This window comes from Phenylobacterium sp., from assembly GCF_030646615.1.
Taxonomy (GTDB): Bacteria; Pseudomonadota; Alphaproteobacteria; order Caulobacterales; family Caulobacteraceae; genus Phenylobacterium.
On sequence record NZ_JAUSLG010000072.1, the window covers coordinates 1 to 21,473 of the forward strand.

Below are 21,473 nucleotides of genomic sequence, written 5' to 3' on the forward strand. Positions count from 1 at the left end.
AGGAACAAGATCCATGTCCGCCGAAGCTGAGGTTCAGGAGGCCAGGCCCGCCGTCGCAGGCGCCAGCCGCGCCCGCGTCCTGGTGATCGCCAACCAGAAGGGCGGGGTGGGCAAGACCACCACCGCCATCAATCTGGGCACGGCCCTGGCCGCGGTGGGCGAGAAGGTGCTGCTGATCGACTCCGACCCGCAGGGCAACGCCTCGACCGGTCTCGGCGTCGGCCGGGCCAAGCGCAAGACCACCCTCTATGACGTGCTGATGGGGGAGAAGCCGGCGGTGGAGGCCGTCGTCCCCACCGACCTGCCGGGGCTCTACATCATTCCGGCAGATCCCGACCTGTCCGGCGTCGAGCTGGAGATCGGCTCGCAGAGCCGGCGCTCCTTCAAGCTGCGCGACGCCCTGGAGCAGATCCGCCGGGAGGGGGACTTCACCTATGTCCTGATCGACTGCCCGCCGTCCCTGAACCTGCTGACCGTCAACGCCATGACCGCCGCCGACGCCGTCCTGGTGCCCCTGCAGTGCGAGTTCTTCGCGCTCGAAGGCCTGACCCAGCTGATGCGCACCGTCGAGCTGGTGCGGGGCAGCCTCAATCCGGCCCTGGAGATCCAGGGCGTGGTGCTGACCATGTATGATCGGCGCAACAGCCTGTCCGAGCAGGTGGCCAGCGACGTGCGCGAGCACTTCGGCAAGAAGGTCTACGACACCGTCATCCCCCGCAATGTCCGGGTGTCGGAGGCGCCGTCCTTCGGCAAGCCGGTGCTGGTCTATGATCTGAAATGCGCGGGCAGCCAGGCCTATCTGAAGCTGGCCCGCGAAGTCGTGGTCCGCGAGCGCCAGCGGCGCGTCAAGGCCGCCTGAGAATTGGGAAGATGAGCATGGCGGAAAACCGCAGGGGCCTGGGCCGGGGCCTGTCGGCCCTGTTGGGCGAGGCTGAAGACGAGAACGCCGACGGCGCGGCCGCCGCGGCCACTGCGTCGGAAGCCGGCGGCGCCCAGGCGCCTGGGCCGATGCGTGAATTGCCCATCGATCTTGTCGATGCAAACCCGACCCAGCCTCGCACCGTGTTCCTCGACGAGGACATGGAGGAGCTGACCGACTCGATCCGCGAACGGGGCGTGCTGCAACCGATTCTGGTGCGGCCCAAACCCAATGGCCGCTTCGAGATCGTCGCCGGCGAGCGGCGCTGGCGGGCGGCCCAGAGGGTTGGCCTGCACAATGTGCCCGTCGTGGTCCGCGAGCTGGACGACCTGCAGGTGATGGAAATCGCCATCGTCGAGAACGTCCAGCGGGCCGACCTCAATCCCATCGACGAGGCCCGCGGCTATGAGGTGCTGATCGCCCGGTTTGGCCGCAGTCAGGAGATGGTGGCCAAGGTGGTGGGCAAGAGCCGCAGCCATGTGGCCAACATGTTGCGGCTGCTGACCCTGCCCGGCTCGGTGCTGAACCTGGTGGTGGAGGGCAAGCTTTCGGCCGGCCACGCCCGGGCCCTGATCACCTCGGACAAGGCCGAGGCCCTGGCCGAGCAGGTCATGGCCAAGGGGCTGTCGGTGCGGGAGACCGAGGCCCTGGCGCGCAAGGGCGCTGAGCCCGCAACCCGCGGCGGCGGGCGCAGCGGCGGTGGCGGTTCGGCCGACAAGGACACCGACACCCTGGCCCTGGAGAACGACCTGGCCGAGGTGCTGGGTCTGACGGTCCAGATCGCCGACCGCGGCGGCGCCGGCGAGCTGAAGATCAGCTACAAGACCCTGGAACAGCTGGACGACCTCTGCCGGAGACTGTCCCGCACGGGCTGATCCGAGGCGCGAAGCGCCAAGAAGGTCGACCACGAAGGACACAAAGGACACGAAGGCGCCGCGCGGCGTCTTGGTGATCTTCGTGCTCTTTGTGGTTCCTCTCTTTCTGCGCCAGCGGGCGCCAAGCCCTCAGCCCAACGCCGTCACCCTGGGTCCTGTGCCCAGGATCCCTCGCGCCGCTTGCGCCCGCCCTCGATAGGGGCCCTCGGGACTAGCCGAGGGTGATGCGGGGGCGCTTTGGCCTACAACCCCATCCGCCGGGCGCGGGCGGCGATGGTCAGGGCGAGGCGTTCGGCGATCAGGCGGTCGGGGCTGCCGGTGGTCTTGCAGGCCCGGTCGGCGGCCAGGACCTCGGGTTGGACGGCGTCGAGGGTCTCCAGGCTCCAGGCGCGGGCCTGACGCAGGAATTCCCGCTCGCTCTTCCAGAACACCCCCGACGCCTTGGCGGCCTCGGGCAGGCCAGCCCCGCTCTTGACCAGGGTGAGCGTGCGGCGCAGGCGGGCGAGGTGCTGGCTGATGGCCCGCACGGCGGCCGGCCCGCTCTCGCCCTCGGCCGCAGCCCGGCGCAGGCCGCTCTGGGCCTCTGCGATACGGCCGCCAAAGGCGTCCGAGGCGGCGTCGGCCAGGGAGGCCTCAGGCTCGACGCCCAGGAAGTCGTCCAGGTCCTTGGGCGTGGCGGTGGTCCCGCTGCGGGGGCCGAGATAGAGGATCAGCCGCTCAATCTCCTGGCGGGCCACGCCGCGATCCTTGGGCAGGCGGCCGACAAACAGAGTGAGCGCCTCGGTGTTCAGCCCCACGCCCTCGGCGTTCAGGGCTTCGCGCACCAGGCGCGCCATGTCGCCGGGCTCGTCCTCGTAACAGGGGATGACGGCGCAGGCGGGCGCCTTCTCGGCGATCTTGCGCAGGGCGGAGTCGCGCCCGAGCGCGCCCGCCTCGATCAGGAAGAAGGCTTCGGGATTGAAGGCGCCGTCCACATGGCCCTTCATGGCCTCAGCCGCCATCTTGTCCAGGCTGGCCTTTTCGCTGGAGAGCTTCAGGCGCACCAGGCGCCGGCCGCCCATCAGGGACTGGGAGGCCAGCTCATTGTCCAGCCGCCCGGCGTCGCCATCAATGTCCCCGTCGGTCAGCAGGGCGACATCGAAGGGATCGTCGGGATTGGGCACGACCTTGCCGGCCAACTGGCTGGCCCGCTCCCGCACCACGCCGATGTCGCGGCCATAGATCACCGCCCCGCGCATGGCGGCGTCGGGCTTGGCCAGGAAGCGTTCGACGTCCGGCCGGCGGCTGAGGATCATGGCCGGCCTGTCCTCAGGATCCCGCCTGCTCGGCGAACCAGGTGGCCAGTTCCAGCTGGATGCGCCGGGCGACCTCGGCGGCGGCCCGATCCTGGGCGTCCTGCTGGGCGGTGATGGAGGCGTAGGGCTGGTCGGCGGAATCGTAGGTCAGCTCGACCCGGACGCGGCCGGTCTTGGCGGGCGCGCCGGTGGCGCCGACCCGCAAGGTATAGGCCGCCGTCAGCACGTATTCGTAGCGGGTGGCCACATTGTCCACCCGAAGGCCGCGGGGGAACCGCTGCTCGGCCAGGTCGAGATCCAGACGCCAGGCCGAGGCGCCAGGCCGTGTGGCGAGCGCATCGTTCAGCGCCTCGGTGACCAGGTAGCCGGCCCGGCCGCGGGGGCTGGCCACGTCGATGTCGGACAGACCAAGGGTGACGCCCGGATCGGCGTAGAGGGGCCGGAAGCCGCAGGCCGAGAGGGCCAGCGTCGCGAGGCTGAGCGCCAGGACGCCGGTGAGGCGGAGGGGTCTGGTCATCACCTAGTTGGCCACGATGTTGACGATACGGTCCTTGACCACGATCACCTTGCGGATGGTCAGGCCCTCAAGGCGCCGTGCGATCTCCGGGTCGTCAAGCACCATCTTCTCCACATCGGCCGGCTCGGCCCCGGCGGGCGCGCTGATCTCGCCGCGGCGCTTGCCGTTGACCTGCACGGGCAGGACCTTGACGGAGTCCTCCGCCAGGGCGGGATCATAGTCGGGCCAGGGCGCGACAGCCACCAGACCTTGCCCGCCGATGGTCGCCCAGCATTCCTCGGCCAGGTGGGGGGTGAAGGGCGCCACCAGCCGGGCGAAGACCGACAGGGCCTCGTGGCGGGCCGCCAGCACCGCAGGACTGGCGCCCTGAGCCGGGTTAGCCTTGAGAACATTGAGGAATTCGTACAGGCGGGCGATGCCGGAATTGAACCGGAAATCGTCCACCGCCTCGGTCATGGCCTTGATCAGCCGGTGGCTGGCCCGGGTCAGGGCCTGGGCGGCCTCGTCCGGCGCGGCGGCGGGGACGGCGCCCGGCTGGCTTTCAAACTCGGCCCAGACCCGGTTGACGAAGCGCCAGGCGCCCTCGACGCCGGAATTGGACCACTGGGTGTCGCGCTCGGGCGGGCTGTCGGACAGGACGAACAGGCGCGCGGCGTCGACGCCATAGACCTCGAAGATCTCCTGCGGCGCCACGGTGTTCTTCTTGGACTTCGACATCTTCTCGACGTCGCCGATCGTCACCTCTTCGCCGGTGGCCGCCAGGACGGCGCGGCGGGTATTGCCGGTGGTTTCGATCTCCACATCGCCCGGCTCCAGCCATTCGCCGGACCCCCGGCGATAGGTCTCGTGGGTGACCATGCCTTGCGTAAAAAGGCCGGCGAAGGGCTCGCGCACCGACAGCATGCCCTCATCGGCCAGGGCCTTGGTGACGAAGCGGGCATAGAGCAGGTGCAGGACGGCGTGCTCGATTCCGCCCACATACTGGTCGACCGGCAGCCAGTAGTCGGCGGCGGCCTTGTTGATGGGTTCGGCGGCGGTGGTGTCGGTGAAGCGGGCGAAGTACCAGGACGAGTCCACGAAGGTGTCCAGGGTGTCGGTCTCCCGCGTCGCGGCCCCGCCGCAGGTCGGGCAGTCCACATGCTTCCAGGTGGGGTGGCGGTCCAGGGCGTTGCCGGGCTTGCCGAACTCCAGGTCAGCGGGCAGGGCGACGGGCAGCTGGTCCTTGGGCACGGGGACCACGCCGCACTTGGGGCAGTGGATCACCGGCACCGGGCAGCCCCAGCCCCGCTGGCGCGCCACGCCCCAGTCGCGCAGGCGATAGACGGTGGCGCCTTCGCCCAGGCCCAGCTCTTCGATCCTGGCGATGGCGCAGGCCTTGGCGGCCTCGATGTCCAGGCCGTCCAGGAAGGCCGAATTGAAGATCACGCCGGGACCCGTATAGGCCTCGGTCCCGACGCGGACGGTGTCGGGCGCTTCCCCCGGCGGCAGGACCACGGGCTTCACCGGCAGGTCGTATTTGCGGGCGAAGTCCAGGTCGCGCTGGTCGTGGGCCGGGCAGGCGAAGATGGCGCCCGTGCCGTAGTCCATCAGGATGAAGTTGGCGATCCAGACCGGCAGCTTCCAGTCGGGGTCGAAGGGATGGGCGACGGTGAGGCCGGTCGCGTAGCCGATCTTCTCGGCGGTCTCGATCTCGGCGGCGCTGGCCCCGCCCTTGCGGCACTCGGCGATGAAGGCGGCCACCTTGGGATCGGCGGCGGCCAGCTGCTCGGCCAGGGGGTGGTCCGGCGCAATGCCCACGAAGCTCGCCCCATAGAGGGTGTCGGGCCGGGTGGTGTAGACGTTCAGGCCGTCTTCGAAGCCGGCTGGGGCCCCGCCCGCCCAGGGGAAGGCGAACTTCAGGCCCTTGGAGCGGCCGATCCAGTTCTCCTGCATCAGCCGGACCTTGTCGGGCCAGCGGTCCAGGGTCTTCAGGTCGTCGATCAGCTCATCGGCATAGTCGGTGATGCGCATGAACCACTGGTTCAGCTTGCGCTTCTCCACCACCGCGCCCGAGCGCCAGCCGCGGCCGTCCACCACCTGCTCATTGGCCAGGACGGTCTGGTCCACGGGATCCCAGTTGACCACGCCCTCCCGGCGATAGACCAGGCCGCGGGCCAGCAGGTCCAGGAACCAGGACTGCTGCTTGCCGTAGTATTCCACGTCGCAGGTGGCGAATTCCCGGCTCCAGTCGATGGAGAGGCCGAGCTGCTTCAGCTCGTCCTGCATCCGGGCGATGTTCTGATAGGTCCAGCCGCGGGGATCGACGCCGCGCTCCATGGCCGCATTCTCGGCCGGCAGGCCAAAGGCGTCCCAGCCCATGGGATGCAGGACGTTGAAGCCGCGGGCCCGCTTGAACCGCGCCACCACGTCCCCCAGGGCATAGTTGCGTACATGGCCCATGTGCAGACGCCCCGACGGATAGGGGAACATCTCCAGCACATAGTATTTCGGCTGGTCGGGCTTGATCTCAGCCTTGAAGACCTCGGCGTCGGTCCAGGCCTTGCGCCACTTGGGCTCGACGTCCTTGGGATTATAGCGCGCCATGACTGGCAGCCTTCACGATCTTGTAGGAAACGAAGACCGGCGAGCCTTTATGGGCGCGCCGGCCACGGCAGGGACGGCGCGTTCGATCTGGCAGGCTGAACGCGCCCCGGGGCGTCAGCCCCGGATGTTCGAAAGTCGAAGCTGGCGAGCCCGGGTCAGGATGGCGTTCTCCAGGTCCACCTCGGTCTGGGGCGAGGGCTGGGCGTCGGTCCACTGACCGTCAGCGCCGCGGACCTGCTTGAACAGGGCCACGTTCAGGCCGTCGGCCCGCAGGCGGGAGTCCAGGATGTAGACCGTGGCCTTGAACCGCTCATTGGGCAGCTCGGCGCTGGAGTACCAGTCGGTGATGATCAGGCCGCCATAGGGGTCGGCCGACACCAGGGGCATGAAGGCCAGGGTGTCGAGGCTGGCGCGCCACAGATAGCCATTGACCGAAATGGAGGCGGCCGGGGCGGTGTCCGCGGCGCCGCCGCGGCCGAACAGGCGGAAACCGCCATCGTCATTCCCGCGCGAGGCGCAGGCCGACAGCGAAACCAGGCTAAGCGCCAGGACGCCGGCAGAGATCTTAGAAAGGCGAGCTCCGCGCACAAACGGCATGTTCATCCGTCTCCAGTGATAATTTCCGCGTCGTGATCACGCCGCAGCGCCGCCCCCGCGTCCGCGCCCTCTATAACAACCAGACTGCAGGCGCCAAACAGGAATCACGTGGCCCTGGCGCCACATGAATGGGCCATTGTGCAGCCGGGGGCCGGAGTCGCGCATCGCCCGGTTGACCGGCGCGTTCAGGGACCTCTAATCGAAAAGACGGCGCGGATCGGACCACCTGATCGGCGCCTGCGGGGCGCAGGGGGCCCTTAGACGGTGAAAATGTCCTTCCGGACGACGGTTTTGTTGGCGAGTGTCATGACCCTTCTGGGGTCGACGATGGCGCACGCCCAGGCCGCCAAGCCGAAAGGCGTCGATTTCACCGTCCGCAGCGAAGCTCTGCCTCAGGGGGGAAAGACCCTGAAGTGGGGCGTGCAGAACGGCCGTTGGGGCGTGTCCCTCGATCTGGACCAGCCCACCGGCCGCGACGTGCAGCTGAACGACGTGCAGGCCGGCGCCTTCTTCAGCGTGACGCCGAGCCTCCGCGTCGGCGGCGCCGTCGCCCTGGGGGAGAAGGACGAGCCGGCCTTCAAGAAGACCCAGCCCACCGACGCCGCCCCGCGGGTGCGCCTCGAGACGGCCCTGAAGTTCTAGCGCTGAAGCTCTACAGCTTTCCGGGCGAAAGCCCCTCCACCGCCGCCAGACCCACAACGCCCGAGGCCAACAGCCGCCGGGCGTTTTTCGCGTTGATTCCGCCGAGCGCATAGACCGGGCCGCCGGCGGCGCGGACCAGGGCGGCCAGCCGGACCGGGCCGAGCGGGGCGCCGGCGCTGGCGCTGGCGCTGGGAAAGATGGCTGAGACCACCACGGCCTGGGCGCCATGGGCCAGGCCCCTGCGAGCGGCCGGCAGGCTGTGGGCCGCCGCCGTCACCAGCCAGCGGGGCTGGGCCTGGCGCAGGGCGCGCGCCGTGTGGGCCAGGCGTTCGGGCAGGTGGACGCCGTCGGCCCCCACCGCGCGGGCCAGGGCCGGATCGGCGCCGATCAGCAGCTTCACCCCCCGAGCCCGCGTCGCCTGGCGCAGGGCGCTCGCCACCGCCAGGGCGTCGGCGGCGCCGAAGGCCCGGTAAATCACGGCGGCCCCGGGCGGCAGGATACCGGCCGCGGCGACGGGATCGGGGGTCCGCACCGGGTCGGTGAACAGCAGAAGCGGCGGCAGGGGGTTTTGCGCCCGCGCCCGGCGGCTTAAGGACCATGCAGTCCGCCGCAGGTCCCAGAAGCCGAAATCCCCCGCCATGCCCGACGCCCCCTTCGATTGTGCCGCCGCCCGCGCCGATGTGCTGGCCAGGATCGCCCGCGCCGCGCGAGCCGCCGGCCGCGAGCCTGCCGATGTGACCCTGGTGGCGGTCTCCAAGCAACAGCCCTGGGAGCCTGTGGCCCAGGTGCTGGCGGCGGGCCAGACAATCTTCGGCGAAAACCGGGTGCAGGAGGTGCAAGGGCGCTGGACCGATCACCGCGATGGCGTCGAGCTGCGGTTGATCGGCCCCTTGCAGACCAACAAGGCCAAGGACGCCGTGGCCTTTTTCGACGTCATCGAGACCCTGGACCGCGAACGCCTGGCCAAGGCGCTGGCCGATGAGATCCAGGCCCAGGGCAAGGCCCTGCGCCTCTATGTGCAGGTCAATACCGGCGAGGAGCCCCAGAAGGCCGGCGCCCTGCCCGATGCGGCCGACGCCTTCATCGCCCTATGCCGGGCGACCTATGGCCTGGAGATCGAGGGGCTGATGTGCATTCCGCCGGCCGATGAGCCGCCGGGGCCGCACTTCGCCCTGCTGGCCAAGATCGCCGCCCGGAACGGCCTTTCGCGGCTCTCCATGGGGATGAGCGGGGATTTCGAAACCGCGGTGCGGTTTGGCGCCACCAGCGTGCGGGTGGGCTCGGCCCTGTTCGGGGCCCGCGCGCCGGGCATCAGGCTGTAAACTCTAAGTCTTGAGCGCGTTTTGTTCCGATAACCGGTTCCCACTTATCGGAACGCGCTCTAGCCGTTTCTTCTTCCGTCACCCTCGGGCTTGACCCGAGGGCCCATGCGCACGGTCGTCCGCCGGTGTTCATGGATGGCCCGGTCAAGCCGGGCCATGACGGTGGAGAGGTATGAGCGGAAAGACGCCACCGTCGTCCGGCGATCGCCGCAGGCCCTCAGGCCTCGATCGCCAGGGCGTCGCCGGGGGCGGCCCGGCCTAGCACCGCCGTCAGATCATCCCGCGACAGGGCGATGCAGCCCTCGGTGGGGGCGTAGTCCGGCTTGGCCAGGTGCAGGAAGATGGCCGAGCCCAGGGGGGCCACGGGCGGGTCGTCATTGTGGCCCAGCACCACCACCAGGTCGTAGAGCCCGTCCTCCCGCCACAGGGCTTCGTGACTGGCGGCGAAGGGGCGCTTCACCTGGCGGTTATAGTCGGGATGGGTCGGGTCATCGCACCAGCCGTCCTCCGGCGCGGTCGGCCGTACGGGCAGGGCGGTGGTCGGCGCCGGACCGCGGTCGGGGCGATAGAGGACGTAGCGCAGGGGCCAGATTCCGATGGGGGAGACCCCGTCCCCCTCGCGCTTGTCGGGCGCCGGCGCCATGCCGCCGCGGCCAATGGCGCAGGTCATCAGATCATCGCCGGCCCGGAAACGGCCGCTGGAATCGGCGTGGAAGATCAAGGTCCGGCCCCCAAATGTCTTTGCCCGGAGAGGGCGATACGGTGCATGTTCTGCCCCATGGCGCAAAGAAAGACCCTACTGATCATCGACGACGACGACGACCTGCGCGGCGCCGTCGCCGAACAACTCCAACTGAATGACGAGTTCATCGCTGTCGAGGCGGCCACCGGCGCCGAGGGCGTTCGCCTGGCCCAGGAAAGCCGCCCGGACCTGGTGCTGCTGGACGTCGACCTGCCGGACATGAACGGCCGCGAGGTCTGCAAGGCGCTCCGCGACCAGGGCCTGGCCGCCCCGGTGATCATGCTGACGGCGGCGTCCTCGGACGAGGACACGGTCCAGGGGCTGGAGGCCGGGGCCAACGACTATGTCACCAAGCCCTATCGGTTCGCCGTGCTGCTGGCCCGCATCCGCGCCCAGCTGCGCAGCCACGAGCAGTCCGAGGGCGCGGTGTTCCAGCTCGGCGGCTATGAGTTCCGGCCCTCGGCCAAGATCCTGGTGGACGAGAACGAGCGCAAGATCCGGCTCACCGAGAAGGAGACCAACATCCTGAAGTACCTCTACCGGGCCGGCGACAAGTCGGTCTCGCGGGAGGAGCTTCTGGCCGAGGTCTGGGGCTACAACGCCGGCGTCACCACCCACACCCTGGAAACCCACGTCTATCGCCTGCGCCAGAAGATCGAGCCGGACCCGGGCAATGCCCGCCTGCTGCTGACCGAGGCCGGCGGCTACCGGCTGGCGCCCTAGATTCTCTAGGGCTTGAGCGCGTTTCGCGCCGATAACCGGTTCCCACTTATCGGAACGCGCTCTGAGCTCAGGCCTCGCGCCCGGCCTTTTCGGCGTGGCCGGAGACCCCTTCGCGGGCTTCGAGCTTGGCGGCCACCTTGTCCAGGGGCACGCCGGCGGCGGCCAGCACCACCAGCCAGTGGTAGAGCAGATCCGCGCTCTCGGCGGCCAGGGCGTCGGCGTCGTCCTGCACGGCGGCGATCACCGTCTCGACGGCTTCTTCGCCCAGCTTCTTGGCCGCCAGGGACGGGTCGCTGAGCAGACGGGCGGTGTAGGAGGCGGCCGGATCGCCGCCCTTGCGGCTCTCGATCACCGCTGAAAGACGGGTCAGCACCTGCGCCAGCCGGCTCATGAAAAGGCCTCGGCGGCGTCGCGGCGCATCTCCGCCCCGGTCAGGCGGGCGGGCAGGCCGGCGGCGATCATGGCCTGCTTGACCTCGCCGATGGACACCTCGCCGAAATGGAAGATGGAGGCGGCCAGCACGGCGTCGGCGCCCCCTTGGGTGGCGGCTTCCACCATGTGGGCGGCGGAGCCCGCGCCGCCCGAGGCGATCACCGGCACGCTGACCGCCGAGGTGACGGCGCGCAGCAGTTCGATGTCGTAGCCGGTCTTGGCGCCGTCCCGGTCCATGGAGGTCAGCAGGATCTCGCCCGCGCCCTTCTCCACCGCCAGGCGGGCATAGTCGACCACGTCCAGGCCGGTGTCCTTGCGTCCGCCATAGATGAAGACCCGCCAGGCGCCATCCTCGGCGCGCTTGGCGTCGATGGCGCAGACCACCGCCTGCGAGCCGAAGGCGTCGGCGCAGGCGCTGATCAGGTCGGGGTTTTCGACGGCGGCGGTGTTGACGCTGATCTTGTCGGCGCCGGCCAGCAGCAGGCGCCGGGCGTCGTCCACCGCACGGATGCCGCCGCCGACGCTGAGCGGCATGAAGCAGACGTCCGCCGTGCGGGCGATCACGTCGAGAATGGCCCCGCGGCCCTCATGGCTGGCGGTGATGTCCAGGAACATCAGCTCGTCGGCCCCGGCCGCGTCATAGGCGCTGGCCTGCTCCACCGGATCGCCGGCGTCGCGCAGGGAGAGGAACTGCACGCCCTTGACCACGCGGCCGTCCTTGACGTCCAGGCAGGGGATGACGCGCAGGTTCAGCATCAGGCCGCCGCCTTGATGGCTTCGGGCGCCTTGATGGCCCCGGTATAGAGGGCCCGGCCCAGGACCGCGCCGGCGATCGGGCGACCCTTGCGGGCCCGCAGGCGATGGATGTCCTCGACGCTGGCCAGCCCGCCGGCGGCGATGACGGGGATGTCCACCGCATCGGCCATGGCCCCGAACACGTCCACCTTGAAGCCGGTCAGCGCGCCGTCGCGGACGATGTCGGTGATGATCAGGGCGCTGACCCCGGCGTCCTCGAACCGCTTGGCCACGGTGACGGCGTCGAGATCGGAATCCTCGGTCCAGCCCTGCACGGCCACCTTGCCGCCGCGGACATCGACGCTGACGGCGATCTGCTCAGGCCACAGGCGGGCGGCTTCCACCACCACCTGCGGCTCGCGCACGGCCAGCGTGCCGAGGATCACCCGGCTGACCCCGGCCTCGATCCAGCCCTCGATGTCGGCCAGGCTGCGGATGCCGCCGCCCAGCTGCACGGGCACCGAGACCGCCTCGAGGATGGCCTGCACGGCGGCCGCATTGACCGCCTTGCCTTCCACGGCCCCGTTCAGGTCCACCACGTGGATCCAGGGGAAGCCGGCATTGGCCCATTGCTGGGCCTGGTCGGCGGGGGAGGTGTTGAACACCGTGGCGGTGTCGAGGACGCCGTGCAGCACGCGCACGCACTGGCCGTCCTTGAGGTCGATGGCCGGGTAGAGGATCAAGGTCGCCACTCCAGAAAGCGCGCGAGGAGAGAAAGCCCGGCAGACTGCGATTTCTCCGGGTGGAATTGAACCCCCGCCACATTGCCCCTGGCCACGGCGGCGGCGAACCGGCCCCCATGGTCGGTGAAGGCGGCCACATCGGCGGGATCGGCCGCGTGGAAGGCGAAGGAGTGGGTGAAATACATGGCCCCGTCAGGGGCGAGGCCGAGGGCGGCGCCCGCGGGGCTGATGTCGTCCAGGCTGTTCCAGCCCATGTGCGGCACCTTGCAGGCGGGGCTGTCGGGCGCGAGACGGCGGACCTCGCCGGGGATCCAGTCGAGGCCGGGGGTCTCGCCGAACTCCAGCCCGCGGCTGGCCAGGAGCTGCATGCCGACACAGACCCCCAGGAAGGGGACGCCCCGGCCCTGCACGGCCTCTGTGACCGCCTCGACCAGGCCTGGCCTCGCCATCAGCGCCTGGCGGCAGGCGGCGAAGGCCCCGACCCCAGGCAGGACGATGCGATCGGCGGCGGCCACCGTCTCAGGGTCGGCGGTGACGCGAATCTGCGCAGCCCCGGAGGCTGAGCCGGCGGCTTTTTCGAGGGCGTTCTGCGCCGAACGGAGATTGCCCGACCCGTAGTCGATCAGGGCGACGGTCTGCATAGCGGTTCCTTAGACCCTTGGGGCGCCCTAGAGCACGCCCTTTGTGGAGGGGGCCTGGCCGCCCGTCTTGGGGTCGATCTCGATGGCCGTGCGCAGGGCCCGGGCCAGGGCCTTGAACCCGCTCTCGGCGATGTGGTGGCTGTTCTCGCCGTACAGGGTCTCCAGATGCACGCAGGCGCCGCAGTTCATGGCGAAGGCGTGGTGGAATTCCTTGAACAGCTCGGTGTCCATCTCGCCGATCTTCGGCGTGCGGAAGGCGGTCTTCCAGATCAGATAGGGGCGATTGGACAGGTCGATGGCGCAGCGGGTCAGGGTCTCGTCCATGGGGATATAGGCATGGCCGAACCGACGGACGCCCTTGAAGCAATCCAGCGCCTTGTGGATCGCCTTGCCGAGCACGATGCCGGTGTCCTCCACCGTGTGGAGGGCGTCGATGTGCAGGTCGCCCTTTGTGCGGACCTTCAGGTCGATGCCGCCATGGCGGGCGAAGGCGTCGAGCATGTGGTCGAAGAAGCCGACGCCGGTCTCGACGTCGGACACGCCGGTCCCGTCCAGATCGACGCTGATCGTGATCTGGGTTTCCTTGGTGTTGCGGACCACCTCGGCCGTGCGCGCCATGGTCTTCAAAGTCCTCTCGAAGCGGCCAGGTCCTTGAGCGAGACCTGCGGCCGCGGGCCGTAATGGGAGATCACCTCGGCCGCCGCCAGGGCGCCGAGCTGACCGCAGACCGCCAGAGAACGATCATACGCCAATCCATATAGGAAGCCGGCGGCGTATTGATCCCCTGCGCCGGTGGTGTCCACCACCTTGTCCACAGCCGCCGCCCAGATTTCGTGGCGGGCCTCGCCGGCGGCGATGACCGAGCCCTTTTCGCTGCGGGTCACTGCGGCGATGGCGGTGCGGGCGGCCAGGGCGCCCACCGCGGCGTCGAAGTCCGGGGTCTCGAACAGGGCGCAGACCTCGGCCTCATTGGCGAAGACGATGTCCACCTGGGTCTCGATGAACTCCATCAGGGCGCCGCGATGGCGCTCGACCACGAAGGCGTCCGACAGGGTCAGCGCGATCTTGCGGCCATTGGCCCGGGCCAGGCCTGCGGCCTTGGCGAAGGCGCGGCGGGCCTCATGGGGGTCGAACAGATAGCCTTCCAGATAGACGATCTTGGAGGCCTCGACGATGGCGGCGTCCACATCGTCGGCGGTCAGCTCGGTCGACGCGCCCAGATAGGTGCACATGGTGCGCTGGCCGTCCGGCGTCACATTGATCAGGCAGCGGGCGGTGGCCGGCCCGGCGGCCAGCGGCGCCACGTCGAACCGGACCCCTTGGGCGCGCATGTCGTGGGCGAAGACGTCGCCGAGCTGGTCCTTGGCCACCTTGCCCAGATAGGCCGCCCGGCCGCCGAAGCTGGCGACCCCGGCCACGGTGTTGCCGGCCGAGCCGCCGGAGGTTTCGACGCCCGGCGCCATGCGGCTGTAGAGATCGACCCCGCGCGCCTCGTCGATCAGCATCATGGCGCCCTTGGACAGGCCCTCGACGGCGAGGAACTCCTCGGCGGCCGGGGCGATCACGTCGACAATGGCGTTGCCGATGGCGGCGACGTCGTAAAGCTCGGTCATGGCGGGAGGATTTCTCTTCTCGTTGGGCGTCGATGATCGTGGGCGATGATCAGGGAACGGGCGCCGATTACAGGGAAAGCACAGTCGGGGCAATGTGAAGCAAGGCCGCGGCCGGGCCAAAGATCGCGGCGCCCCGGCCTTGCGCAGCCGACCTTGCGCAGCCTGTCATGATCGGGCGCTATTCCAGCCCCATGCAGCTCTACCACTTCAGCGACGATCCGGGCATCGCCGTCTTCGAGCCCCGCCCCGTCCGCGTCCCGTCCGAGCGGGGTCCGGGGCGGGCCTGGCTGAACGGGCCGCTGGTCTGGGCCATCGAGGCGGCGCGGCAGGCCATGTACCTGTTTCCCCGGGACTGCCCGCGCATCCTGCTCTGGGCGACGCCCGCGACCACAGATGACGACCGGGCGGCGTGGTTCCGCGGCAGTCCGGCCCAGGCTCTCGCCTATGTGGAATGGGACTGGCTGGAGCGGCTGCGGGCCGGGACCCTCTATCGCTATGTCCTGCCGCATGAGCCCTTCGAGAGCCTGGATGACGCCGGCATGTGGGTGGCCCGCCAAGCGGTGACGCCGCTGGCCCGGGACGTGCTGAGCGACCTGCCCGCCGCCCTGCGCGAGGCGGGCGTCGAGCTTCGTCTGACCGAGACCCTCACCCATCTGCGCCCGGTCTGGGACAGCAGCCTGCACGCCAGCGGCCTCCGCCTGCGCAACGCCAGGGGCTGGACGATCGACGCCTGAGACCGCCGACCCCAGGGGCAGGGGCCCTCAGGGCGCGCCCGCCCTAATCCTCGTCCGGCGTCGCCCGGCCGGGGAAGCCGGGCAGGGACCAGCGAAAGAGGATGGCGCCGGCGCGGACGGCCAGGCCGACGGCGAAGCCGGCCATCGCCGAGGGCATCTGGGGGACGCCCGCCACATTCAGCGCCACGAAGACCCCGGCGCCCACCAGGGCGGCGGAGACATAGATCTCCCGCTTGAGCAGCACCGAGGGCTCCTCGGCCAGGACATCGCGGAGCACGCCGCCAAAGGTGGCCGTCAGGACGCCCATCACCACCGCGGCGCCGGCGGGGACCCCGAAGGCCAGGGCCTTGGCCGCGCCGATCACCGCATAGGCGCAGAGCCCGAGCGCATCGAGCCAGGTGAGGATGATCAGCCGCGCAGGCCCTGCCCCGAACAGCCAGACGGCCAGGGCCGCAGCCAGGGGGGCGATCAGATATTCCGGGGCCACCACCCAGAAGACCGGGGCGTCGATCAGCAGGTCGCGCAGGGTGCCGCCGCCGACGCCGGTGACGGCGGCGAAGAAGGTGAAGGTGACGATGTCGTGCTTGCGCCGGGCCGCGGCCAGGGCGCCCGAGGCGCCGAACACGAACACCGCGGCATAGTCCAGCCAGACAAGGGCCGCGCCCAGGCCGTCCTCCATCTGCGACTCCTCCAGCTTCGCGCCGATGCTAGCCCGCGGGCGGCGATCCTGCGAGGGCGCGTGACGGGGCGGGCGGCCAGCGCTAGAAGCGGCCCATGACGCAGGAAAAGAAAGGCTGGCTTCAGCGGCTGACCACCGGCCTGTCGCGCTCGTCGCGGCAGATGTCGGAGACCGTGGTGGCGAGCTTCGTCAAGCAGCCCCTCGACCAGGCCAAGCTAGACGAGCTGGAGGAGATGCTGATCGAGGCCGATCTCGGCCCCCATTCGGCCGCCCGGATCACCGCCCGCTTCGCCGAGGCCCGCTTCGGCAAGACCGCCGACGAGACCGAGATCAAGGAGGCGCTGGCCCAGGCCATCGGCGAGGAGCTGGCCGCCCGCCGGGGGACCTTTGATCCCTTGAGCGGCCCCAAGCCCTATGTGGTGATGTTCATCGGCGTCAACGGCTCGGGCAAGACCACGACGCTCGGTAAGATCGCCACCGACCTGACCCGCCAGGGCGCCAAGGTGCTGGTGGCGGCCGGCGACACCTTCCGCGCCGCGGCGGTCGAACAGCTGGCGGTGTGGGCGCAGCGGGCCGGCGCCGACTTCATGTCGCGCCCCACCGGCTCGGACGCCGCGGGCCTGGCCTATGACGCGCTCGAGCGGGCGCGGGCGGAGAATTACGACGTCCTGCTGATCGACACCGCCGGCCGGCTGCAGAACAAGCAGGGGCTGATGGACGAGCTTCTGAAGATCAACCGTGTGCTCAAGAAGGTCGATCCCGAAGCGCCGCACGAGACCCTGCTGGTGCTGGACGCCACGGTGGGACGCAATGCGCTGGCCCAGGAGAACATCTTCGGCAACCAGATCGGGGTGTCGGGCATCGTCATGACCAAGCTGGACGGCACGGCGCGGGGCGGGGTGCTGGTGCCGGTGGCCCAGGCGTCGGACTCGCCCATCAAGCTGATCGGGGTTGGCGAGGGGGTGGATGATCTGCAACCCTTCGAGCCCCGCGCCTTCGCCCGCTCCCTGGTGGGACTGGAGACCCAATGACCCTGTCGCCCGGCGCCCACAGACTGGTTCGCTTCGTCGTCGATTACGGCGGCCTGCTGGCCTTCCTGGCGGGCTTCTTCCTGACCGGCCGCGACCTGATCGCGGCCACCTGGTGGCTGGTGGCCGGCTCGGCGCTGGCCCTGGTCATAGGCCTGATCTTCGAGCGGCGGATCGCGCCGATCCCGGCCATTTCCGGGGGGGCGGCGCTGTTCTTCGGCGGCCTGACCCTGATCTTCCAGGACGAGATGTTCGTGAAGATCAAGCCGACCATCATGAACCTGATCTTCGGGGCCGGCCTGCTGGGGGGCCTGGCCCTGGGCAAGAGCCCGCTGAAGATGATGCTGGGCACCGCGCTGCAGCTGCCGGACGAGGCCTGGCGCAAGCTGACCTTCAATTACGGCCTCTATTTCGTCGCCATCGCCGTCCTGAACGAGGTGGTCTGGCGCACCCAGAGCAATGAGGTCTGGGTGCTGTTCCGCATGCCCGGCCTGATGATCCTGGGGCTGGTCTTCTCGTTCAGCCAGGTGCCGCTGATGATGAAACACGCCAAGACCGAAGAGCCGCCGCCGCCGCCCAGCCCAGGTTGAGCGCTCGGCCCCTGGCCTTCCGCCGCCCACGGACGTTCCGTCGTCAAAGCGACGCAGAAGGCCTATAGTCTTTGCGCAATCGGGATGATCGCAAAGGGGGCGGGCCGATGGCGAAGGACAAGACCCAGGACGGCGCCGCCGCCGAGGCCGACGGGGTTCCGGCCCTGGACCGCTCGCCCAGCCATCTCCTGCACCGGGCCCTGCAGGTCTCCCTCGACATCTATGCCGATGTGTTCGGCGCCAGCGACCTGACCCAGCGCCAGTTCGCCGTCCTGGCCGCGGTGGAGGCCCAGGAGGGGCTGACCCAGACCGACCTGGTGCGGGCCACCGGCATCGACCGCTCCACCCTGGCCGACATGGCCGCCCGGATGATCGCCAAGGGCCTGCTGGCCCGGGAGCGCTCCCAGGCCGACGCCCGGGCCAACGCCGTCCATTTGACGCCGGAGGGCCGCGCGATCCTGGCCCAGGCCCAGCCCTTGATGGCCCAGGCCGACGCCCGGCTGATGCGGCTGATCGGCGCGTCGAAGCGCGACACCTTCCTGGCCCAGCTCCGCCAGATGGTCGCCGCCGGCGAGGCCTCGGCCGAGGCGCCTGAGAAGCCGGCCAAGGCCGCCAAACCCCCCAAGGCGCCCAAGGCCAAGAAGGACAAGGCCGCCAAGGGCGCGGGCAAGGGCGACAGCAAGAAGAAGAAGAAGGCCAAGAAGGCGGCCTGATCGGCGCCTTGGTCACACAGGTCCGGCCCAAAGAAAAAGCCCCGGCGGGTGAGCGCCGGGGCTTCGTCGTTTGAGGTGTCTGCTGGGCCTAGCGGCGGTCGCCGAAGATGGCCAGCAGGAATTGGAACAGGTTGATGAAGTTGATGTACAGGCTCAGCGCGCCGTAGTTGGTCGCCACGCCCATGGCCGCCTGGTCGCCGCCCAGCTGGTAGTAGGTCATCTTCAGACGCTGGGTGTCGAAGGCGATCAGGCCCGCGAAGATCAGCACGCCCAGGATGCTGATGATGAAGCCCATCATCGAGCTCTGGATGAACATGTTCACCACCATGGCGATCACCAGGCCGATCAGGCCGACGATCAGGAAGCTGCCGAAGGCGGTCAGGTCCTTCTTGGTGGTGTAGCCGAACAGCGACAGGCCGCCGAATGCCGCGGCGGTGATCAGGAAGGTCGAGGCGATGGATGCGCCGGTGTAGACGAGGGTCAGCACGCCCATGCCCGCCCCGATCAGGGCGACGATGGTCCAGTAGAGCATCCCGGAGGATTTCGGCGTGGCGTTCTTCAGGGCGAAGGCCCCGAACAGCATCACGGCCAGCGGCGCAAAGGCCACAATCATCCCAAGGACGGTCATTCCGGCCAGGCGTCCGTCCGGCGTCACCGTATACATCAGGTCGCGGACAGGGGGATATTGACCGGTCACGAAGGCCAGAACGGCCGACACGACGAGGCCAAGCGCCACCTTGTTGTAGACGCCAAGCATGAAAGCGCGAAGACCCGCATCCACCGACATGTCGGCGCGATCCGCGGGGATCGAGCGCGCGTGGGCACGGTTGAAGTCGCTCATCGAGGCAAAGCCCTTTCTTGTGCGCGTCCATGATCGGACGCTGTTCTAATATCGGGACCCGGGGGCCTCCTGACAAGGATAACCGGTAAGCGGCCAGGGGAAATCGTTGGTTCCACTGGCGAGATGGTCGGCTGTGGGGGTGGACGAAACAGCCGCACCTCCCCCTTCCGTCTTGGCCCGGCTTGACCGGGCCATCCATGAACACCGGCCAGGGGCCTGTGCGCATGGGCCCTCGGTCAAGCCCGAGGGACGCGGCGTCGAGTTGGGCGGCGCCTCTCCCGGGTTGGTGGCGCCCGGCAGGGTGGTCTAGACTCCGCCCATGCTCCGTCTCTTCGCCGCCCTGGCCGTGCCCGAGGATGTCGCCGACGTCCTGGGGACCCGGCAGCACGACCTGCCCGGCGCCCGCTGGCGCCCGGCCGAGGCCCTCCACGTCACCCTGCGCTTCTTTGGCGAAATCCCCGAGAACCAGGCCGACGACCTGGACGCCGAGCTGGGCTGCGTCACCGGCCGGCCCCTGCAGCTGGAACTCGAGGGCGTCGGCGCCTTTGGGGAGGGCCGCGAGATCCACGCCATCTGGGCCGGGGTGGCGGAGAACGCGGCGCTGAGACAGCTGGCGGGCCGCTGCGAGGCCGCCGCCCGGCGGGCCGGGCTGGCGCCCGACCGCCGCGTCTACCGGCCCCATGTCACCCTGGCCTATCTGTCGCGGCCCGATCCCGCCGACGTGGCGGCCTGGATCCAGCGGCACAACCTGCTGAAGTCGCCGCCCTTCGGCGTGGCGAGCTTTGGCCTCTATTCCAGCCGGCGCGGGGCGTCCGGGCCGGCCTACCGCCTGGAGAAGGACTATCCCCTGGTCTGAGGCGGCTCAGACCGTCGCGGCGTGGTCGCGCAGGACGCCCAGGGTCACGATGGCCAGGGTCTCCTCGTGGGTCGCCTCCAGCACCACCTGCGGGGCGCAGCCGGCGTCCAGGGCCTCCTTCCAGCGGGGCGCGCACAGGCACCAGCGGTCGCCGGGGCGAAGCCCTGGAAAACCGCTCTCGGGCACAGGGGTCGAGAGGTCGTTGCCCACCGACCGGGAATAGGCCAGGAACTCCGCCGTCATCACCGCGCAGACCGTGTGCAGCCCCAGGTCATGGGGCCCGGTCTCGCAACAGCCGTTGCGGAAAAAGCCCGTCACCGGGTCCATCGAGCAGCGTTGCAGCTCGCCCCCCAGGACGTTCAAGGCGTCGGCGTCGTATCGGATGGTCATGGCGCCATTCTAGACGCTAAGACGGAGGCTGCGCCAAGGGAGTCCCGCATCCATGAGACCGCCTTCCGCCTTTGAGCCCCGGGCCGAGCCCGGTTCGGCCGTCCGGCCGCGCCGCAGCGCCCTCTACATGCCCGCGGCCAACCCCCGGGCCATGGACAAGGCGCGGACCCTGGCCTGCGACGTGGTCATCCTCGACCTGGAGGACGCCGTCGCCCCCGACGCCAAGACCGAGGCCCGCGAGGCCGCCTGCGCCGTGGTGGCGGCCGGCGGGTTTGGCGCCCGCGAAGTGGTGATCCGCATCAATAGCCTGGCCACCGAATGGGGCGAGGCCGACCTCGCCGCCGCCATCGCCGCCGCGCCCGACGCCATCCTGGTCCCCAAGATCGATGGCCCGGAGGACCTGGCCCCCTATGCGCAGGGCCTGCCGCCCGGCGTGGCGCTTTGGGCCATGGTCGAGACCTGCGCGGCGCTGTTTCGCCTGGAGCCCCTGGCGGCGGCGGCGGCCGAACACCGCCTGACCACCCTGGTGGCCGGGACCAACGACCTGGCCAAGGAGATGCGCTGCCGTCCCGATGTGGACCGCGCGCCCCTGCTCGCGCCCCTGTCGCTGATGGTGGCGGCGGCCCGGGCGCACGGACTTGTGATCCTGGACGGGGTCTATAACGCCATTGACGACGATCCGGGCCTGGCCCGCCAGTGCGCGCAAGGCGCCGCCTTCGGTTTCGACGGCAAGACGCTGATTCACCCCCGCCAGATCGAGACCGCCAACCGGGCCTTCACCCCCGATCCCGAGGCCGTGGACTGGGCGCACAAGGTGGCGGAGGCCTTTGATTTGCCTGAAAATACGTCTAGGGGCGTGATCCGGGTGGAGGGCCGCATGGTCGAGCGGTTGCACCTGGACGAAGCTCTGCGCCTGATCGCCGTGGCCCGCGCCATCGAAGCGGCGTCGCCGGCGCCGGGCGACCCCGCCTGATCGAAGACCAGGGCCAGACCAGCGGCCACACAGGAGCCACGCCATGGGACCGATCGCCGAGACGTTTCGCCAGCCGCTCCTGGCCGGCTTCCTGGTCGCCGGTCTCCTCTGCGCGCCCGCCCTGGCCCAGGACGGCGATCCCATCGGCGACCTGCTGAATGGCGACGGCCCGGTGAGCACGGCGCCCGGCGCCGCCGAGGTCGCCCCGACCCCGGTGACGCCCGCATCGCCGCCCGCGGCTCCGAGCCCGGTGGCGCAGCCTGCGCCCGCCCCAGCCCCCACGCCGACAG

27 protein-coding genes are annotated in these 21,473 nt (G+C 69.9%); 12 read left to right on the forward strand and 15 right to left on the reverse strand.

Annotated elements, in window-relative coordinates:
- The first annotated feature begins 13 nt into the window (after positions 1–13).
- Complete coding sequence (locus Q7S93_RS12405) at positions 14–859, forward strand: ParA family protein (RefSeq protein ID WP_304714214.1); 846 nt, start codon at positions 14–16, stop codon at positions 857–859.
- Between the two features lie 17 nt (positions 860–876).
- Entirely contained in the window at positions 877–1,794 is a 918-nt protein-coding gene (locus tag Q7S93_RS12410) for a ParB/RepB/Spo0J family partition protein (RefSeq protein ID WP_304714239.1), read from the forward strand.
- 242 nt (positions 1,795–2,036) lie between these two features.
- Here Q7S93_RS12410 and holA read toward each other — a convergent pair whose 3' ends face one another.
- The 4 genes from holA to Q7S93_RS12430 all read right to left on the reverse strand — a co-directional run bounded on the left by holA (position 2,037) and on the right by Q7S93_RS12430 (position 6,786).
- The gene (gene holA, locus Q7S93_RS12415; RefSeq protein WP_304714215.1) at positions 2,037–3,089 is read right to left on the reverse strand and encodes a DNA polymerase III subunit delta; all 1,053 of its coding nucleotides are present in this window, start codon (positions 3,087–3,089) and stop codon (positions 2,037–2,039) included.
- 13 nt (positions 3,090–3,102) lie between these two features.
- Positions 3,103–3,606 carry an LPS assembly lipoprotein LptE gene (gene lptE / locus Q7S93_RS12420; protein WP_304714216.1) on the reverse strand — a complete coding sequence of 168 codons (504 nt, stop codon included), beginning with the start codon at positions 3,604–3,606 and terminating at the stop codon, positions 3,103–3,105.
- A gap of 3 nt (positions 3,607–3,609) precedes the next feature.
- Positions 3,610–6,189 (reverse strand): leucine--tRNA ligase, encoded by a 2,580-nt coding sequence (gene leuS / locus Q7S93_RS12425; RefSeq protein WP_304714217.1) that lies wholly within the window; start codon positions 6,187–6,189, stop codon positions 3,610–3,612.
- 114 nt (positions 6,190–6,303) lie between these two features.
- Positions 6,304–6,786, reverse strand: a complete 483-nt coding sequence (locus Q7S93_RS12430; RefSeq protein WP_304714240.1) for a DUF3576 domain-containing protein — start codon at positions 6,784–6,786, stop codon at positions 6,304–6,306.
- Between the two features lie 306 nt (positions 6,787–7,092).
- Here Q7S93_RS12430 and Q7S93_RS12435 point away from each other — a divergent pair, with 306 nt between their 5' ends.
- Positions 7,093–7,428, forward strand: a complete 336-nt coding sequence (locus tag Q7S93_RS12435) for an NtrZ family periplasmic regulatory protein (protein WP_304714218.1) — start codon at positions 7,093–7,095, stop codon at positions 7,426–7,428.
- 10 nt (positions 7,429–7,438) lie between these two features.
- Here the strand turns inward: Q7S93_RS12435 and Q7S93_RS12440 are convergent, their stop codons facing one another.
- Positions 7,439–8,068, reverse strand: a complete 630-nt coding sequence (locus Q7S93_RS12440) for a thiamine phosphate synthase (RefSeq protein WP_304714219.1) — start codon at positions 8,066–8,068, stop codon at positions 7,439–7,441.
- On the opposite strand from Q7S93_RS12440, the gene Q7S93_RS12445 reads away from it, so the two are divergent.
- Positions 8,067–8,750: a YggS family pyridoxal phosphate-dependent enzyme gene (locus Q7S93_RS12445; RefSeq protein WP_304714220.1), complete on the forward strand. Its 684-nt coding sequence runs from the start codon at positions 8,067–8,069 to the stop codon at positions 8,748–8,750. The genes Q7S93_RS12440 and Q7S93_RS12445 overlap by 2 nt on opposite strands.
- A gap of 217 nt (positions 8,751–8,967) precedes the next feature.
- Here the strand turns inward: Q7S93_RS12445 and Q7S93_RS12450 are convergent, their stop codons facing one another.
- On the reverse strand, positions 8,968–9,471 hold the full coding sequence (locus tag Q7S93_RS12450) for a L,D-transpeptidase family protein (RefSeq protein WP_304714221.1): 504 nt from the start codon (positions 9,469–9,471) through the stop codon (positions 8,968–8,970).
- Between the two features lie 57 nt (positions 9,472–9,528).
- Here Q7S93_RS12450 and Q7S93_RS12455 point away from each other — a divergent pair, with 57 nt between their 5' ends.
- Entirely contained in the window at positions 9,529–10,215 is a 687-nt protein-coding gene (locus Q7S93_RS12455) for a response regulator transcription factor (protein WP_304714222.1), read from the forward strand.
- A 67-nt stretch (positions 10,216–10,282) separates the two neighbouring features.
- On the opposite strand, the gene Q7S93_RS12460 is transcribed toward Q7S93_RS12455, so the two are convergent.
- From Q7S93_RS12460 to Q7S93_RS12485, 6 genes are read right to left on the reverse strand one after another with little or no spacing between them, the layout of a single operon-like run.
- On the reverse strand, positions 10,283–10,606 hold the full coding sequence (locus Q7S93_RS12460) for a phosphoribosyl-ATP diphosphatase (protein WP_304714223.1): 324 nt from the start codon (positions 10,604–10,606) through the stop codon (positions 10,283–10,285).
- Positions 10,603–11,403: an imidazole glycerol phosphate synthase subunit HisF gene (gene hisF, locus Q7S93_RS12465; RefSeq protein ID WP_304714224.1), complete on the reverse strand. Its 801-nt coding sequence runs from the start codon at positions 11,401–11,403 to the stop codon at positions 10,603–10,605. The genes Q7S93_RS12460 and hisF overlap by 4 nt, the downstream gene beginning before the upstream one ends.
- Positions 11,403–12,125 carry a 1-(5-phosphoribosyl)-5-[(5-phosphoribosylamino)methylideneamino]imidazole-4-carboxamide isomerase gene (hisA, locus tag Q7S93_RS12470; RefSeq protein WP_304714225.1) on the reverse strand — a complete coding sequence of 241 codons (723 nt, stop codon included), beginning with the start codon at positions 12,123–12,125 and terminating at the stop codon, positions 11,403–11,405. The genes hisF and hisA overlap by 1 nt, the downstream gene beginning before the upstream one ends.
- The gene (gene hisH / locus Q7S93_RS12475; protein WP_304714226.1) at positions 12,122–12,766 is read right to left on the reverse strand and encodes an imidazole glycerol phosphate synthase subunit HisH; all 645 of its coding nucleotides are present in this window, start codon (positions 12,764–12,766) and stop codon (positions 12,122–12,124) included. The genes hisA and hisH overlap by 4 nt, the downstream gene beginning before the upstream one ends.
- A 27-nt stretch (positions 12,767–12,793) precedes the next feature.
- Positions 12,794–13,384: an imidazoleglycerol-phosphate dehydratase HisB gene (gene hisB / locus Q7S93_RS12480; protein WP_304714227.1), complete on the reverse strand. Its 591-nt coding sequence runs from the start codon at positions 13,382–13,384 to the stop codon at positions 12,794–12,796.
- A gap of 5 nt (positions 13,385–13,389) precedes the next feature.
- A complete protein-coding gene (locus tag Q7S93_RS12485; RefSeq protein ID WP_304714228.1) occupies positions 13,390–14,379 on the reverse strand; it encodes an adenosine kinase in 990 nt (329 codons plus the stop codon).
- 167 nt (positions 14,380–14,546) lie between these two features.
- Here Q7S93_RS12485 and Q7S93_RS12490 point away from each other — a divergent pair, with 167 nt between their 5' ends.
- On the forward strand, positions 14,547–15,113 hold the full coding sequence (locus Q7S93_RS12490) for a DUF6886 family protein (RefSeq protein ID WP_304714229.1): 567 nt from the start codon (positions 14,547–14,549) through the stop codon (positions 15,111–15,113).
- Positions 15,114–15,156: 43 nt separating this feature from the next.
- Here Q7S93_RS12490 and Q7S93_RS12495 read toward each other — a convergent pair whose 3' ends face one another.
- On the reverse strand, positions 15,157–15,792 hold the full coding sequence (locus Q7S93_RS12495) for a trimeric intracellular cation channel family protein (protein ID WP_304714230.1): 636 nt from the start codon (positions 15,790–15,792) through the stop codon (positions 15,157–15,159).
- 95 nt (positions 15,793–15,887) lie between these two features.
- Here Q7S93_RS12495 and ftsY point away from each other — a divergent pair, with 95 nt between their 5' ends.
- The 3 genes from ftsY (at position 15,888) to Q7S93_RS12510 (ending at position 18,123) form a co-directional block, all read left to right on the forward strand.
- Positions 15,888–16,823, forward strand: a complete 936-nt coding sequence (gene ftsY, locus Q7S93_RS12500; RefSeq protein WP_304714231.1) for a signal recognition particle-docking protein FtsY — start codon at positions 15,888–15,890, stop codon at positions 16,821–16,823.
- The gene (locus tag Q7S93_RS12505) at positions 16,820–17,410 is read left to right on the forward strand and encodes an inner membrane-spanning protein YciB (RefSeq protein WP_304714232.1); all 591 of its coding nucleotides are present in this window, start codon (positions 16,820–16,822) and stop codon (positions 17,408–17,410) included. The genes ftsY and Q7S93_RS12505 overlap by 4 nt, the downstream gene beginning before the upstream one ends.
- Before the next feature lie 107 nt (positions 17,411–17,517).
- Complete coding sequence (locus Q7S93_RS12510) at positions 17,518–18,123, forward strand: MarR family winged helix-turn-helix transcriptional regulator (protein WP_304714233.1); 606 nt, start codon at positions 17,518–17,520, stop codon at positions 18,121–18,123.
- Between the two features lie 88 nt (positions 18,124–18,211).
- Here Q7S93_RS12510 and Q7S93_RS12515 read toward each other — a convergent pair whose 3' ends face one another.
- Positions 18,212–18,964 carry a Bax inhibitor-1/YccA family protein gene (locus Q7S93_RS12515; RefSeq protein WP_304714234.1) on the reverse strand — a complete coding sequence of 251 codons (753 nt, stop codon included), beginning with the start codon at positions 18,962–18,964 and terminating at the stop codon, positions 18,212–18,214.
- A gap of 319 nt (positions 18,965–19,283) precedes the next feature.
- On the opposite strand from Q7S93_RS12515, the gene thpR reads away from it, so the two are divergent.
- On the forward strand, positions 19,284–19,820 hold the full coding sequence (gene thpR, locus Q7S93_RS12520) for an RNA 2',3'-cyclic phosphodiesterase (protein WP_304714235.1): 537 nt from the start codon (positions 19,284–19,286) through the stop codon (positions 19,818–19,820).
- Positions 19,821–19,826: 6 nt separating this feature from the next.
- On the opposite strand, the gene Q7S93_RS12525 is transcribed toward thpR, so the two are convergent.
- The gene (locus Q7S93_RS12525) at positions 19,827–20,210 is read right to left on the reverse strand and encodes a DUF2237 family protein (protein ID WP_304714236.1); all 384 of its coding nucleotides are present in this window, start codon (positions 20,208–20,210) and stop codon (positions 19,827–19,829) included.
- Positions 20,211–20,262: 52 nt separating this feature from the next.
- Here Q7S93_RS12525 and Q7S93_RS12530 point away from each other — a divergent pair, with 52 nt between their 5' ends.
- Complete coding sequence (locus Q7S93_RS12530; protein WP_304714237.1) at positions 20,263–21,183, forward strand: HpcH/HpaI aldolase/citrate lyase family protein; 921 nt, start codon at positions 20,263–20,265, stop codon at positions 21,181–21,183.
- A gap of 43 nt (positions 21,184–21,226) precedes the next feature.
- Positions 21,227–21,473, forward strand: a 247-nt coding sequence (locus Q7S93_RS12535; RefSeq protein ID WP_304714238.1) for a hypothetical protein, incomplete at its 3' end; no start/stop codon positions are given.